Here is a 15,694-nt window from a genome sequence, read left to right on the forward strand (position 1 = left end):
CCCGTCATACTTCAAGTTGCAGGTGCGTTGGCTCTGTTACTCGGCCCATCCATGGGCCTCTCCCCTTCGGGGCCGCTGTAAGCAGCGTTGCCGCCTTCCTGCAACTCAAATTATTTAGGGTATAGACATTAAATCGGTGTCTGTAGCCCGAAGAATTTCCGGGCCGTCACCACATCATTGGCGATTTGCTGCTTCAGCGCATCGAGCGAAGCAAAACGCTGTTCATTGCGCAATTTCGCGCTGAGCACCACGTCAATATGGCGCCCATAAAGATCCATTGTGACATCCAACAGATGGACTTCCAGTTGCTGACGCACGCCAGCAACGGTTGGCCGCGTGCCAATATTGGCGACACCCGGCAGTGGTTCAGGGCCAAGACCGTAAACATCGACCGCATAGACACCCTTTACCGGTGCCACCAGGCGCTTGAGCGGCAGGTTGGCGGTGGGGAAACCGATGGTGCGCCCCAGTTCATCGCCATGCACTACGCGGCCTGAAATGCTATAAGGGTGACCAAGCAGCGTTTCGGCAAGCGCGAGATCGTCATCACGCAGCGCATTGCGGATCGCCGTGCTGCTGATACGCAGTTCCCCTTCACGAAAGGTTGGCGTACTCATCACCGCAAAACCGTACTCTTCCCCGGCTTTCTGCAGCAAGGTGAAATCACCTATACGGCCAGCGCCAAAGCGGAAGTCATCCCCCACCATCAGGAATTGCACGCCCAGTTTTTCCACCAGCAGTTCGGCGACAAACGCCTGCGCGGTATTGGCGGCAAAACGGGGATCAAACTTGACGCACAGCAGGTAATCTACCCCGGCCTGCGCCAAATATTTCGCCTTGTCACGCAAACGCGTGAGGCGTGCAGGAGCCTTGTCAGCGGCAAACAGTTCCAGTGGCTGCGGCTCAAAGATCATGACCATCACCGGCAGCCCGAGGCGTTGCCCCTCATGCTTCAACTGTTCCAACAGCGCCTTGTGACCACGGTGTACGCCGTCAAAGTTGCCGATGGTGAGCACGCAACCATGGTGGCGTGCACGGATATTATGGATGCCGCGAATTAGCTGCATAGCTGGCTCAAAACAATGGAAATCGGCGGATTATACCTTGTACAGCGGTTAAGGTTAACCAGCGATTGTTTCCTGTGAGATAGATAGTCATACCATACCCGAGGAAAATCGCCTTAACCACCGTTTATCCTGCGCAATGCGTGGTATATTAGCCAACTGATATCAAGCCTGCCTTCCGGCAGCCGCTTGAAAGACGGGGGATAATCCATGACCGCCAGCCGCTTGCAGAGTGTGATGTAAATCACTGGGCGATTTTTCTCGCGAAACACTGTATTCCCATGGCCGAAGCTGGTAAAATCCTGCGCCATCACAACGTAGCAAGTGCCGCCCGTACAAACGGCGCTTATTTGCACAAATCCATTGACAAACGAAGGCTAAAAGGGCATATTCCTCGGCCTTTGAATTGTCCTCAATAGAATATATTTGGGAGTTGGACCTTGGCTAATATCAAATCAGCTAAGAAACGCGCCATACAGTCTGAGAAACGCCGCAAGCATAACGCTAGCCGTCGCTCAATGGTGCGTACCTTTATCAAGAAGGTAGACGCAGCTATCGCATCTGGCGACAAAGAAGCAGCACAAAACGCATTCCTCGTAATGCAACCACTTGTGGATCGTCAGGCAGCTAAAGGCCTGATCCATAAGAACAAAGCAGCACGCCATAAGTCAAACCTGACTGCGCGCATCAACGCAATGCAATAAGCTTTACGTTGTCTGCTTGTTAAAAAAACCTGCTTCGGCAGGTTTTTTTACACCCATAATCTGCCGCTAGAGAGCAAACAGCGCCGAGAAGTCTTTGTTGCACACCCGCTGCACCGCCGGGTGCTGGATCATACGTTCAGCGAAAATGATGTAGTACTCTTCCTGCACGCTGTCGATCCGCCCAATCTCCACCACGTTATCATCGTTATAGGTATCCTGCGCATACAGCGTGGGGGCAACGAAGATCGCGTTGTGGTACAAACCAAAAGCCTTCATCAATGCCGCATCGTCAAACTCCCCGAGTATTTCTACTTTAATCCCCTGAGTGTTGAACCAGTTGAGCAGTTTGCGTCCTAACATCGAACGCCGCCCCGGGATCAGCAAACGCCGCTGCTCCAGGCAGGCCGGGAACGGCAGATCCGGCACCGGTTGTTGACAGAAGAAGCTGATACCGCACTCCCCCAGCTTCAGAGAGAACAAGCCTTCCTGCTGGCTGGAGTCTACCGGGCAATCCGACAGGATCATATCCAACTTGTGTTGGCTCAGTTGCTCAAGCAGCATCTCATGCGTTGACTCAAAACAGCGCAGATGAATTTGTTCGTTATCCACCACCACCGCCGTTTCCAATACCTGGCTGACCAAGCGTTTGGACAAGGCATCAGCTACGCCAACGTCAAACAGCAGGTTAGATTCCTTGCGATAGTTGACGATATCCAGCATTTCCTGGCTGAGCATAAACATTTTATCGGCATAGCGGAAAACCAGTTGCCCCAGTTCAGAAGGCACCAGCCCGCGCCCTTGGCGTTTAAACAATTTACCGTTAAGCCGCTCTTCCAACGCTTTGATTTGGCCAGTAATCGTCTGTGGGGTAAGGAACAATGCCTCTGCAGCGCCCACCACCGATCCTGCTTTACAAACCTGCCAAAAGTAATACAGGTGATTAAAATTGATATGTGACATTCTCACGAGGTGTTCTCCTTGGGCTGCTCTTTGGCACACGTTCTGCCATGATGAGCGACAGCTTCCCTTTGCTTTATTTAAGACAACACAAAGTTATAAATAGCCGGGGCAGCACCGTGCTCATACGGTGCTGCCCCTACATGACGCTATTGTAATTCCTCAACATCCTTGAGAGATAACCCTAAAAAGTTATTTTCCTGGCGGTAACGCAAGGCGTAACAGGCCATAACCCACCACGGCGGCACTCGTCGAGCCCAATAGTATTCCCAACTTGGAATAAGTACTGAGAGCCGCGTCAGCATCCGCAAATGCCAATGAAGCAATAAAGATCGACATGGTAAAACCGATACCGCAGAGCACGGCAACGGCAAACACCTGTTTGAATCCAATACCTTGAGGCAACTGCGCGATCCCCAGCTTCACGGCCAGCCAGCTAAACACAAAAATCCCCAGAGGCTTACCGATAAACAAGCCTGCGGCAATTCCCAGTGGCAGCAAGGAGGTCAATCCGCTCAAGGATACACCCTGTAACGAAACACCGGCATTGGCAAATGCAAACAAGGGCAAAATCAAGAATGCCACCCAAGGATGCAGTTCATGCTCCAAGGTTTCAGAGGGTGAGGGCTCATTCTTGGCATTCAGCGGTATCATGAAACCGACAATCACCCCCGCCAACGTGGCATGTACGCCAGACTTCAGGATGGCTACCCACAGTACCAAGCCGACGATCATATACAGCGAAGTTTTACCCACCCCACGCCAGTTCATCAGCGCCAGAACGGTAATCGCTGCCGCGGCTACGCCCAGAGCCACCATCGACACCCCATGGGTATAGAACAGCGCAATAATGATGATGACCCCCAGGTCATCAATAATCGCCAATGCCAGAAGGAATACTTTCAAACTGGTCGGAACGCGGTTACCCAACAGCGCCATCACCCCGAGGGCAAAGGCGATATCGGTTGCCGCCGGGATCGCCCATCCCTGGCGCGTAACTTCATCAGCACCGTTAAACAGCAGGTAGACCAACGCAGGTATCAGCATTCCCCCCAAAGCGGCGATCGCCGGGAAAACGGCTTTATCACGGCCAGCCAATGACCCTTGTATCAGCTCACGCTTAACCTCCAGGCCAACCACCAGGAAGAAGATCGCCATCAGTCCATCGTTAATCCACAGCAGCAGTGGTTTCGCGATCTCCAGCGATGAGACCTTGACCATCACCGGCAAATTGAGGAATGCCTGATACAGGCCCTGCATTGGGGTATTGGCCATGATCAGTGCCACTACGGCGGCCACGATCAGGATAATGCCGCCCGCTGCTTCTTGGCGTAAAAACTGACGGATAATATTAGTCACAGTACGTCACTCCGGATCTTAACCAGGCATACGCCTTGATTTTTTAAACAATGCACTGAGTATAGACGTCGTTTCATTTCGAAAAAAACAGTTTATAAGCGTTATTAAATTCGTAAAAAACGATCTATTGAGGATATTAATCACGTTTTTAATATGGGTATTAACAGTGTAGCAGCAACAAAAAAACCCCGGCGTTTCAAACCGGGGTTTTCATGGTACTGACAGGAACAGCAGATTAGCGCGTCAGATCGTCAAAAAACTTTTTCACGCCGTCGAAAAAGCTTTTCGAACGCGGGCTGTTCTTATCCCCGGAAGGGCCACCAAGGCTTTCTTCCAGCTCTTTCAACAGCTGTTTCTGCTTATCGTTGAGATTCACCGGCGTCTCGACCACCACACGGCACAGCAGGTCACCCTGGCTACCACCGCGTACCGATTTCACACCTTTACCACGCATGCGGAACAGTTTACCGGTCTGGGTTTCAGCCGGGACTTTCAGCTTCACTCGGCCATCGAGCGTTGGGACTTCAATCTCCCCCCCCAACGCCGCCATAGCAAAGTTAATCGGCACTTCGCAATACAGGTTGTTGCCTTCACGCTCAAAAATCGGGTGCGCCTTCACCTGCACCTGCACGTACAGATCGCCCGCTGGAGCACCGTGCTCACCGGCTTCCCCTTCACCTGCCAAACGGATACGATCGCCGGTATCAACACCTGCCGGGATTTTCACCGACAGCGTTTTGGATCTCTCTACCCGGCCATGGCCATGGCATTTGTTGCACGGATCTTTGATGATCTGGCCGCGCCCATGGCAATGCGGACAGGCCTGCTGTACGGTGAAAAACCCTTGGCGCATCTGCACCTGGCCCTGACCATGGCAGGTCGGACAGGTGACCGGCGAACTGCCGGGCTTGGCACCGCTGCCGTGGCAGACATCGCACTCTTCCAGCGTCGGGATACGGATCTCTTTGGTCACACCGCGCACGGCTTCTTCCAGCGTCAGATCCATGTTGTAACGCAGATCTGAACCCCGGCTGGCACGCTGACGGCGACCACCACCGAAAATGTCGCCAAACACGTCACCAAAGATATCGCTAAAATCGGCCCCAGCGCCGCCGCCGCCCATGCCACCTTGTTCAAAGGCGGCATGACCATACTGATCGTAAGCAGCACGCTTTTGATCGTCGGTCAGGATCTCGTAGGCTTCTTTAACTTCTTTGAATTTGGTTTCGGCGTCTTTTTCCTGATTACGGTCAGGGTGATACTTCATCGCCAGGCGTTTGTACGCCTTTTTGATCTCACGCTCATCTGCCGTTTTGGCGACGCCGAGCACCTCGTAATAATCTTTCTTCGCCATTATTTCTCTTACCCTTAACATGCGTGCACGGGCGTAGAGTTGCCTCGACGCCCGTGCTGGTTTCCGGTTACGGCCTGTGGCCGCACCGTGCCCGCTTAAGGGCGATTATTTTTTGTCTTTAACTTCTTCGAACTCGGCATCAACCACGTCGTCGTCTTTCTTCGCCGCGTTGTCGGCACCAGCATCAGCACCCTGAGCCTGCGCCTGAGCTTGTGCCATTTCCAGCAGCTTGCCGGAAACCTGCACCAGAGCCTGGGTTTTCGCTTCGATCTCGGCTTTATCTTCGCCTTTCACCGCAGCTTCCAGATCTTTCAGGGCCGCTTCGATAGCCGTTTTGTCTTCCGCAGGCAGTTTGTCGCCCGCTTCTTCCAGTTGCTTACGGGTACCGTGGATCAGGTGATCCGCCTGGTTACGGGTCTGCACCAGTTCTTCGAACTTACGGTCTGCTTCAGCGTTCACTTCTGCATCGCGCACCATTTTCTGGATTTCTTCTTCGTTCAGACCAGAAGAAGCCTTGATGGTGATCTTCTGCTCACGGCCGGTGTTCTTGTCCTTAGCAGACACATGCAGAATACCGTCGGCATCGATATCGAAAGTCACTTCGATCTGAGCCATACCGCGTGGCGCTGGCTGGATACCGTCCAGGTTGAACTGGCCCAGTGACTTGTTGTCGTTAGCACGCTTACGCTCACCCTGCAGCACGTGGATGGTCACCGCCGCCTGGTTGTCTTCAGCGGTTGAGAACACCTGGCTGTGCTTGGTTGGGATGGTAGTATTTTTGGTGATCAGCGGCGTCATCACGCTGCCCATGGTTTCGATACCCAGCGACAGCGGGGTTACGTCCAGCAGCAGAACATCTTTCACATCACCAGCCAACACACCACCCTGAACCGCAGCACCTACCGCCACCGCTTCGTCCGGGTTAACGTCTTTACGCGGTTCTTTACCGAAGAAGTCAGCCACAGTCTTCTGAACCAGTGGCATACGAGTTTGGCCGCCCACCAGGATCACGTCCTGAATGTCGGAAACCGACAGTCCTGCGTCTTTCAGAGCCACTTTCAGTGGTTCGATAGAACGCGCAACCAGATCTTCTACCAGTGACTCGAGCTTGGCGCGGGTCACTTTGATATTCATGTGTTTTGGACCGGAAGCATCTGCAGTAATGTACGGCAGGTTGACATCGGTCTGCTGAGCAGAAGAGAGTTCAATCTTCGCTTTCTCAGCGGCTTCTTTCAGGCGCTGCATCGCCAACGGATCGTTGCGCAGATCCATACCCTGATCTTTCTTGAACTCTTCAACCAGGTAGTTGATCAGGCGGCTGTCGAAGTCTTCACCACCCAGGTGAGTATCACCGTTGGTTGCCAGTACTTCGAAGGTTTTTTCACCATCGACGTCATCGATTTCGATAATAGAGATATCGAAAGTACCACCACCCAGGTCGTATACCGCGATGGTGCGGTTGCCCACTTCTTTGTCCAGGCCATAGGCCAGAGCTGCAGCGGTAGGTTCGTTGATGATACGTTTAACTTCCAGGCCCGCGATGCGGCCTGCGTCTTTGGTAGCCTGACGCTGAGCATCGTTGAAGTAAGCAGGAACGGTAATGACCGCTTCGGTTACAGGCTCACCCAGATAATCTTCCGCCGTTTTCTTCATTTTCTTCAGCACTTCAGCAGAAATCTGCGGAGGTGCCATCTTCTGGCCTTTCACTTCCAGCCAAGCATCGCCGTTATCAGCCGCAATGATGCTGTAAGGCATGATCGCTTTATCACGCTGTGCTTCGTCATCCTGGAAGCGGCGGCCAATCAGGCGCTTGATCGCAAACAGGGTGTTCTGTGGGTTAGTGACCGCCTGACGCTTAGCAGGCTGGCCAACCAGAATTTCACCATCCTGGGTATATGCGATGATTGAAGGTGTTGTGCGATCGCCTTCGGCGTTCTCCAGCACACGTGCCTTGCCGCCATCCATAATTGCTACACAAGAGTTGGTAGTACCCAGGTCGATACCAATAATTTTGCCCATCTAAACATCTCCACTAAAAAATTCATAATCGGTCAGGTTGCTAACCTATATGCGGGCGATTCTTTATTTTTCAACTGCCCGACATTCCCGTCTGATCCTCTTCACCTTGAAAACTGCAGGCAGACAGCAATTGGCAAGGTGAAGAGGATATCCGCGGTTGGCAACTGCGGTTGTCAATAAGATGGGGCCATCCGAACCAGCATCAAGGGCCAGAGCAAAAAAAATTTCGTTTTTACCACCTGTCAGATCATTGTTTCCTTTGGTGGGGATCATTATGATGCCGCGCGCTCTGATGGAAGTGAGATTTTTACAGCCATTCAGACCAACTATGAATTTATCGATACCCCAAATATTTCAAGTGGCTTGAAAGACTGCGGGCCTATCCATTTCCGTTAATATTCTGTTATTGCAGAGGACATATGCACACCAACAAGCTGGCGAATCCAGGCCCTCTCGGTCTGATGGGGTTCGGGATGACCACCGTCTTGCTGAACCTACACAATGCGGGCTTTTTTCCACTGACTTCCGTCATCATCAGTATGGGGATTTTCTTCGGTGGCATGGCACAGATTTTTGCTGGCATTCTTGAATTCAAAAAAGGCAATACCTTCGGCCTGACCGCCTTTACTTCTTACGGTTGTTTCTGGCTGAGCCTGGTGGGAGTCCTGCTGCTGCCACGCATGGGCCTGGCAGACCCTACCGACGCCACCGTTCTCGGTGTGTATCTGGCGCTGTGGGGCATTTTCACCCTGTTTATGTTCTTTGGCACTTTGCGCGCCAACCGTGCGCTGCAATTCGTGTTCGCCAGCCTGACCTTGCTGTTTGCCTTGCTGGCCGTTGGCAATATGACCGGCAACCACGCCATCCTGACCTTTGCCGGTTATGAAGGGGTCATCTGTGGTGCCAGCGCCATTTATCTGGCGATGGCAGAAGTGCTCAATGAGCAAGTAGGCCGCACCGTGCTGCCTATCGGCAGCGTAACGGCAGCACAAGCGGCACCGGTTGCCGTAACCGCCTGATCGGTAGCGATCTGCTAGCAAAAAGCCCTGCCGTTGCAGCAACGACAGGGCTTTTTTTTGCTTCTCAGAAAGCGGGGCGCTACAGGTTGTTCTCACTGTTGAGATCGCGACGCAGGTAGATCCCCAACAGCAAGCCGATCATCGACAGCGCCAGCACATAGTAAGCCGGGGCTAACGGCGTTAACTTCATGATTAAGGTGACAAAGATCGGGGTTAACCCACCAAAGATGGCATAGGCCACATTATAGGAGAATGAGATCCCGCTAAACCGCACCTCTGCCGGGAAGGCCCGCACCAGCACGTAAGGCACCGCCCCTACGATCCCAACGCTGAAACCCACCAGCGCATAGGTCGCAAACAGCATTTCCGGGTGGGTTCCTATCGTCTGGTAGAACAGCCAACTGCAGGCGGCCAACAGCAGACTGCCAACGATAAAGGTTTTACTGGCACCAAAGCGATCGGCCGCCAGGCCTGAGGTGATGCAGCCTATAGTCAGCATCACGATCGCAATGCTGTTGGCCTGCAGCGACAGCGCCGGGGCAATGCCGAACTGTTTCTGCAGATAGGTTGGCGTCATCAGGATCACCACCACAATCCCGGCCGACAGCAGCCAGGTCATCAGCATCGAGACCGCCACTTCTTTCTTGTGATTCACTATCACCGATTTCAGCGGCAACTCCTCCGCCAGCGCCTTACGTTCCTGCATCTCGATAAAGATCGGCGTTTCCTGCAGCCAGCGGCGCAGATACATGGCGAACAGGCCAAAAATACCGCCGAGGAAGAACGGAATACGCCAGCCACCGTTGAGGATCGTCTGCTGGCTGAGCGTGGTATTGATCACGGTTGCCACCACCGAACCCAGCAGGATGCCGGCGGTCAGCCCGGCAGTAAGCGTGCCGCAGGCAAAACCAATGCGCTTGCGCGGCACGTGTTCGGCCACAAACACCCAAGCCCCTGGCACTTCACCGCCAATCGCCGCACCTTGCAGTACGCGCATCAGCAGCAGTAACAGCGGGGCCGCAATACCGATACTGGCATAGGTTGGCAACATCCCCATCGCCAGCGTCGGTAACGCCATCAACAAAATACTCAGGGTGAACATCTTTTTACGGCCAACCAGATCGCCAAAGTGCGCCATGATGATGCCGCCCAGCGGACGAGCCAGATAACCCGCCGCAAAGATGCCAAAAGTTTGTACCTGGCGTAGCCATTCCGGCATATCTGCCGGGAAGAAAAGTTCGCCCATTACCGCAGCGAAGAAAACAAAAATGATGAAATCATAGAACTCTAACGCACCGCCCAGGGCCGCCAGGGTCAGAGTTTTGTAGTCTTGCCGGTTCAACCGGCGATTATTGTCGTGGTGCATAAGATACCGTCAGAGGAAACAAGAACAAAAAAAGCACGCCGCTTTTTGTAAACGAATCCTTACTATAACGGCAAACTATTTTCACACCAAATCCGTTGAACGCGATTTCGCAGGCGGTTGACTCTTAGCTATTTACCTCGCGGCGCGCGTTTTTAGGGCGAAATGCGGCAACCACGCCCTCATGAGTCTCCACATACGGCCCCTCAAGCAATTGAATGCAGTAAGGCACGCTGGCGAAAATCCCATGCACCAGCACTTTTCCCTGATCGTCTTTCACCCCTTCCAGCGTTTCCTGAATCGATTTTGGCTGCCCTGGCAGATTGATGATTAGGGCCTGCTTGCGGATCACGCCGACCTGGCGCGAAAGAATCGCCGTTGGCACGTAGTGCAAGCTGATTTGCCGCATCTGCTCCCCGAAACCGGGCATCACACGATCGGCAATCTCCAAGGTGGCATCGGGGGTCACATCACGGCGCGCCGGGCCAGTGCCGCCTGTGGTCAGCACCAGGTGGCAGCCCATTTCATCGACCAGTTCGCACAATGTATGCTCAATCAGCATCTGTTCATCGGGGATCAGCCGAGTTTCCAGTTCGAAAGGCGTTGCCAGCGCGCGGCTTAGCCAAGCCTCTAGGGCAGGGATCCCTCGATCCTGATAAACGCCGCCGGAAGCGCGATCGGAAATAGAAACCAAACCAATACGTAATGTGTCCATGCTTAACCTCTGTTGCTAAAGTGCTGCGGATGGAGTCTCCCCCGCCCTGTTACTCATCCGTAAAGTATAAGTTGTCGGCCCACTGCCGAGGAAAACAGATATAAAAAAGGCGGCCTAAGCCACCTTTTTCGATGCCAGTTGCCGTTAATTACAGCAGGTCAGCGATCATTTTTTCCAGCTTGCCCTGGTCTACGGCAAATTTGCGGATACCATCGGTCAGTTTCTCAACCGCCATGGGATCCTGGTTGTGCTGCCAGTAGAACTCGGGCTCAGTCAGCGGTGCAGGACGAGCTTTCACTTCACCGGTATAGGACAGTTTACGCTCCAACGCCCCTTCGCTCTCAGCCAGCTCTTTCAGCAGGGAAGGAGCGATGGTCAGGCGATCGCAGCCGGCCAACTCGATGATTTCACCGATGTTGCGGAAACTTGCCCCCATCACAACCGTTTCATAGCCGTGCTGCTTGTAGTACTGATAAATTTCAGTCACGGAAATTACGCCCGGATCTTCATGTGGGGCAAACTCTTTCTTGTCGCCATTGGCTTTGTACCAATCAAGGATACGGCCAACAAACGGAGAAATAAGATAAACACCGGCTTCGGCGCAGGCACGTGCCTGGGCGAAGGAGAACAGCAGCGTCAGGTTACAGTTGATGCCTTCTTTTTCCAGACGTTCCGCCGCACGAATGCCCTGCCAGGTAGACGCCAGCTTGATCAGGATACGATCATTGCCGATACCCGCTTCATTATAAAGTTTGATCAGGCGTTTAGCTTTGGCAACGCTGGCTTCGGTATCATAAGACAGGCGCGCATCCACTTCGGTGGAGATACGGCCTGGAACCAGTTTCAGGATCTCCAGACCAATGTTGACCGCCAGTTTGTCTGCCGCGTCGGCAACCTGCTGCTGACGATCGCTGCTCTGCTCGCGCGCCCAGGCGATAGCTTCATCAATCAGTTTACGGTATTCAGGAATTTGGGCTGCATTGAGGATCAGCGAAGGGTTGGTGGTGGCATCTTGCGGTTGATACAGCTTCATCGCAGCGATATCCCCCGTATCCGCAACCACCGTAGTGAACTGGCGTAGGGAAGTTAATTTATCGGTCATGTTGGCATTATCTCATCGTTTGTGCATGAACTTTTGGCATCGTTCAACCATGCCTCGCCCTGATAATAACATGCGCAAGGCCCGGTGCAAGGCTGGAAAATCATCGCTCAACGGCAGGTGTTTCATCCTTACGCAAGCAACCGTTTACATCAATAATCTTCGGAATTTACGATGAAATAGCGCGACATTACCGTACACTCGCAGCTGTAAATTATGTTAAATTCGCGCCGAACGATATATTTACGTCTACAATCCAAGCAAATTCTCACCCCCGTAATACCAAGGCGATTTCAGCTAACTGATTGTAAAGATTAGCTAGGCACCTTTTCACTTTGAGTAAAGGGAGCGCAATGCGCTGTAGGGCTTAACAAGGAGTGATCTGTGACAGACCTCATCAACTTTATCAACAATATCCTGTGGAGATCGGTGCTCATCTATCTGCTACTGGGCGTTGGCATTTATTTCACTTTGCGAACCCGCTTTATTCAGCTCCGCCACTTCAGCCACATGTTTTCCGTGTTGAAGAACAGCACCAAGAGTGACAGCGCCGGTATCTCCTCTTTTCAAGCACTCTGCACGTCGCTGGCCGCCCGTGTCGGCACCGGCAACCTGACCGGCGTCGCAATCGCCCTCACCGCCGGCGGCCCTGGTGCCATCTTCTGGATGTGGGTGGTGGCCTTTATCGGCATGGCGACCTCTTTTATCGAAAGTACCTTGGCCCAGTTATACAAAACCAAAGACAATAACGGCAACTACCGTGGTGGCCCTGCCTACTATATGGAAAAGGGACTAGGGATGCGGTGGATGGGTGTGCTGTTTTCCATTTTCCTGATTATCGCCTTTGGTTTAGTATTCAATGCCGTGCAGGCCAACTCCATTGCGCAGGCCAGTGCAGTTGCCTTTAATTTCAATCCCATCTATGTGGGAATGGCACTGGTTATGCTGAGTGGCGTGGTGATCTTCGGCGGTATTCGCTCCATCGCCCGCGTGGCTGAAAAGGTGGTTCCGCTGATGGCGGTCATTTATCTGCTGCTGGCGTTATGGATCATCGCTCAGAACATTGAGCACATGCCAGCGATCCTAGCGTTGATCGTTAAAAGCGCCTTCGGCCTGCAGGAAGCGGCAGCAGGAGCCGTCGGTTATGGCATTTCCCAAGCGATGACCCAAGGGGTGCAGCGGGGGTTATTCTCCAACGAAGCCGGTATGGGCTCTGCACCTAACGCGGCCGCTTCTGCCACCCCATATCCGCCGCATCCGGCCTCACAGGGTTATGTGCAAATGCTCGGTGTCTTTATCGATACCATCGTGATTTGCAGCGCTACGGCCGCCATTATTTTGTCTTCCGGCGTGCTGGACCATCCTCAAGGTCATATCAGCGGTATTGAGCTGACCCAGCGGGCGCTGAGCAGTGCTGTTGGCGACTGGGGTTCCACTTTTGTGGCGGTGGCTATTTTCTTCTTTGCCTTTACCTCCATCATCGCCAATTACGCCTATGCCGAAAGCAATCTGATTTTTCTTGAGCGTAATCATCCTGCAGGATTGCTGGCTTTCCGTTGCGTGGCCTTGGGTATGGTGATGTTCGGTTCGCTGGCCGAATTGCCGATGGTGTGGCGCCTGGCAGATATCTCCATGGCGCTGATGGCCATCACCAATCTGACAGCGATCCTGTTGCTGTCTGGCGTAGCTTTCAAACTGGCCCGGGATTACAACCAACAGCGCTCGATCGGCAAGTTGCCGACCTTCGACGCCACCTATTACCCTGAGCTGCAGACCCAGCTTGAGCCCGGCATCTGGGAGCGCAAAAAGCCGTAATAACCATTCAGGGCGTGCGACAGGTACGCCCTTTTAAAGCCATTTATCCCTTCTGCCGCGCTTTTTGTTACAGTATCTGTTCTTTGATAAACAGGATGTGGCCATGCTCGTTATTATTTCACCTGCCAAGACCCTCGACTACGCAAGCCCACTGGCGACCGAACGCTTTACGCAACCCGAGCTGCTGGACAAATCGAAGGCGCTGATCACTCTCTGCCGCAAACTGACGCCCGCACAAATTGCCAGCCTGATGAGCATCAGCGATAAGCTTGCCGGCCTGAATGCCGCTCGTTTCAGTGAGTGGCAGCCGACGTTCACCCCGGAGAATGCCCGCCAGGCTTTGCTGGCGTTTAAAGGCGATGTGTATACCGGGTTGCAGGCACAGGATTTCAGCGAAGACGATTTCGACTTTGCCCAACAGCATCTGCGGATGCTTTCCGGCTTGTACGGCGTGCTGCGCCCGTTGGATCTGATGATGCCTTACCGTCTGGAAATGGGCATTAAGTTAGAAAACCCGAAAGGCAAGGATCTGTACAGCTTCTGGGGCGATCGGATCACCAAGAAACTGAACGAGGCGCTCAAGCAGCAAGGTGATGATGTGATCGTTAACCTGGCCTCTGACGAATATTTCAAATCGGTACAACCGGCTAAGCTGCAAGGTTCATTGATCAAGCCGGTATTCCTTGATGAGAAGAACGGCAAGTATAAGGTGATCAGTTTTTATGCCAAAAAAGCGCGTGGGCTGATGAGCCGCTTTATCATCAAAAACCGTTTGACCAAAAGCGAGCAACTGGTTGATTTCGATCTGGAAGGCTATGCCTTTGACGAAGCAGCATCAGCGGGTAACGAACTGGTGTTCAAACGCCCAGAACAATAAAGCCGCCTGTCAGCAAGCGGCTCTTAGGTAGCACAAGGGGCGCTGAGCGCCCCCCTCCATCAGGCCGGTAAGCCCATCAGGAATTGACGCAGCTTGGCGAAATCAGCCGACATGTGATGCGACAGCAGCGGCAGATTGGCACGCGCTGCCAGTGCTTCTGGCAACGGTAATTCCTGATCCAGAATCGCTTCAACGCTCTCTTTGAACTTGGCCGGATGTGCCGTGCCCAAGAACAGGCCGAATTCCCCTTCTTTCAGTTGATCGCGCAGCGCACGGTAGGCGATCGCCGCGTGCGGTTCGGAAAGGTAGCCCAGCGCCGCCAGCGCTTTCATGGTGTCTTTGGTGGTTTCATCGCTCACCGCTGCGTGGCCCAACTCTTTAAGCTGCCAGATTTTGCGGCGGAACAGCTCTTCCACCCGTGGCCAGTTGTTAGGCTGGCTGACGTCCATGGCATTGGACAGCGTCGCCACGGTCGCATGCGGCTGCCATTCGCCGTTGCTCAGGAAACGCGGCACGGTATCGTTGGCATTAGTGGCGGCAATAAAGCGCTTCACCGGCAGCCCTAAGGACTTCGCCAACAGCCCGGCGGTCAGATCGCCAAAGTTGCCGCTTGGTACGGAAATCACCAGTTGGTTGCGGGCTTCCTGCGGCAGTTGTGCCACCGCTTCGAAGTAGTAACAGATCTGCGCCAACAGGCGGCTGATGTTGATCGAGTTAGCCGAGTTCAGATGTACTGCATCTTTCAGTTCCTGGTCGTCAAACGCCTGTTTGACCAACGCCTGGCAGGCATCGAAGTCGCCATCGATCGCCACGGTGTGAATATTCCCCCCCAGGGTACAGAACAGTTTTTCCTGCAGCGGGCTGATCTTGCCCTGTGGATACAGGATCACCACCCGCACGTTTTTCAGCCCGTAGAAGGCATGAGCCACGGCGGCACCGGTATCGCCAGAGGTGGCGGTCAGGATGGTGACCGGCTGATCGCCTGCCACTTCCGCCAGCATCTGCGCCATAAAACGGCCACCGAAGTCTTTAAACGCCAGCGTTGGGCCATGGAACAGTTCCAGACAAGCTACATCGCTCTCAACCGGTGCGACCGGCGCCGGGAAGGCAAAGGCGGCTTTGACACGCTGGTACAGCGCGGCTTCAGCGATCTCATCGCCGATAAAGGCTGACAGGATCTTGGTGCTGCGGGTGACGAAATCCATTTCCAGCAGGTGATCGATCTCGCCCAGTTCAAACTCGGGCAATTCTAGCGGGAAAAACAGCCCCTGCTGCTTACCCAATCCCTGTTTGATCGCCTGTGCGAAGCTGACCTGTTCATTATGGTCTTTAAGGTTGTACAGTTTCAT

14 protein-coding genes are annotated in these 15,694 nt (G+C 53.5%); 4 read left to right on the forward strand and 10 right to left on the reverse strand.

Annotated elements, in window-relative coordinates:
* Nucleotides 1-128 precede the first annotated feature (128 nt).
* A complete protein-coding gene (ribF, locus tag BMI79_RS13140; RefSeq protein WP_076942583.1) occupies nucleotides 129-1,067 on the reverse strand; it encodes a bifunctional riboflavin kinase/FAD synthetase in 939 nt (312 codons plus the stop codon).
* Between the two features lie 437 nt (nucleotides 1,068-1,504).
* Here ribF and rpsT point away from each other — a divergent pair, with 437 nt between their 5' ends.
* Nucleotides 1,505-1,768, forward strand: coding sequence for a 30S ribosomal protein S20 (rpsT, locus tag BMI79_RS13145; protein WP_076942584.1), 264 nt, complete (start codon nucleotides 1,505-1,507; stop codon nucleotides 1,766-1,768).
* 66 nt (nucleotides 1,769-1,834) lie between these two features.
* On the opposite strand, the gene nhaR is transcribed toward rpsT, so the two are convergent.
* The 5 genes from nhaR to BMI79_RS23575 all read right to left on the reverse strand — a co-directional run bounded on the left by nhaR (nucleotide 1,835) and on the right by BMI79_RS23575 (nucleotide 7,730).
* Nucleotides 1,835-2,734 (reverse strand): transcriptional activator NhaR, encoded by a 900-nt coding sequence (gene nhaR / locus BMI79_RS13150; RefSeq protein WP_076942585.1) that lies wholly within the window; start codon nucleotides 2,732-2,734, stop codon nucleotides 1,835-1,837.
* Nucleotides 2,735-2,917: 183 nt separating this feature from the next.
* Nucleotides 2,918-4,084 carry a Na+/H+ antiporter NhaA gene (gene nhaA / locus BMI79_RS13155; RefSeq protein ID WP_076942586.1) on the reverse strand — a complete coding sequence of 389 codons (1,167 nt, stop codon included), beginning with the start codon at nucleotides 4,082-4,084 and terminating at the stop codon, nucleotides 2,918-2,920.
* Between the two features lie 235 nt (nucleotides 4,085-4,319).
* Complete coding sequence (gene dnaJ, locus BMI79_RS13160; RefSeq protein WP_076942587.1) at nucleotides 4,320-5,438, reverse strand: molecular chaperone DnaJ; 1,119 nt, start codon at nucleotides 5,436-5,438, stop codon at nucleotides 4,320-4,322.
* A gap of 105 nt (nucleotides 5,439-5,543) precedes the next feature.
* Complete coding sequence (dnaK, locus tag BMI79_RS13165; RefSeq protein WP_076942588.1) at nucleotides 5,544-7,457, reverse strand: molecular chaperone DnaK; 1,914 nt, start codon at nucleotides 7,455-7,457, stop codon at nucleotides 5,544-5,546.
* Between the two features lie 63 nt (nucleotides 7,458-7,520).
* Entirely contained in the window at nucleotides 7,521-7,730 is a 210-nt protein-coding gene (locus BMI79_RS23575; RefSeq protein ID WP_125828797.1) for a hypothetical protein, read from the reverse strand.
* A gap of 146 nt (nucleotides 7,731-7,876) precedes the next feature.
* On the opposite strand from BMI79_RS23575, the gene satP reads away from it, so the two are divergent.
* Nucleotides 7,877-8,476 (forward strand): acetate uptake transporter, encoded by a 600-nt coding sequence (gene satP / locus BMI79_RS13170; RefSeq protein ID WP_076942589.1) that lies wholly within the window; start codon nucleotides 7,877-7,879, stop codon nucleotides 8,474-8,476.
* Between the two features lie 79 nt (nucleotides 8,477-8,555).
* On the opposite strand, the gene BMI79_RS13175 is transcribed toward satP, so the two are convergent.
* From BMI79_RS13175 to tal, 3 genes are all read right to left on the reverse strand, one after another.
* Nucleotides 8,556-9,842 (reverse strand): MFS transporter, encoded by a 1,287-nt coding sequence (locus tag BMI79_RS13175; RefSeq protein WP_076942590.1) that lies wholly within the window; start codon nucleotides 9,840-9,842, stop codon nucleotides 8,556-8,558.
* A 124-nt stretch (nucleotides 9,843-9,966) separates the two neighbouring features.
* Nucleotides 9,967-10,554 carry a molybdopterin adenylyltransferase gene (gene mog, locus BMI79_RS13180; RefSeq protein ID WP_076942591.1) on the reverse strand — a complete coding sequence of 196 codons (588 nt, stop codon included), beginning with the start codon at nucleotides 10,552-10,554 and terminating at the stop codon, nucleotides 9,967-9,969.
* Between the two features lie 148 nt (nucleotides 10,555-10,702).
* Complete coding sequence (gene tal, locus BMI79_RS13185; RefSeq protein ID WP_076942592.1) at nucleotides 10,703-11,656, reverse strand: transaldolase; 954 nt, start codon at nucleotides 11,654-11,656, stop codon at nucleotides 10,703-10,705.
* A 381-nt stretch (nucleotides 11,657-12,037) separates the two neighbouring features.
* On the opposite strand from tal, the gene BMI79_RS13190 reads away from it, so the two are divergent.
* Nucleotides 12,038-13,468, forward strand: coding sequence for an alanine/glycine:cation symporter family protein (locus BMI79_RS13190; protein ID WP_076942593.1), 1,431 nt, complete (start codon nucleotides 12,038-12,040; stop codon nucleotides 13,466-13,468).
* Between the two features lie 103 nt (nucleotides 13,469-13,571).
* The gene (yaaA, locus tag BMI79_RS13195; RefSeq protein ID WP_076942687.1) at nucleotides 13,572-14,345 is read left to right on the forward strand and encodes a peroxide stress protein YaaA; all 774 of its coding nucleotides are present in this window, start codon (nucleotides 13,572-13,574) and stop codon (nucleotides 14,343-14,345) included.
* Nucleotides 14,346-14,404: 59 nt separating this feature from the next.
* Here the strand turns inward: yaaA and thrC are convergent, their stop codons facing one another.
* On the reverse strand, nucleotides 14,405-15,694 hold the full coding sequence (thrC, locus tag BMI79_RS13200) for a threonine synthase (protein ID WP_076942594.1): 1,290 nt from the start codon (nucleotides 15,692-15,694) through the stop codon (nucleotides 14,405-14,407).

It is taken from the genome of Serratia oryzae (genome assembly GCF_001976145.1).
Classification (GTDB): domain Bacteria; phylum Pseudomonadota; class Gammaproteobacteria; order Enterobacterales; family Enterobacteriaceae; genus Chania; species Chania oryzae.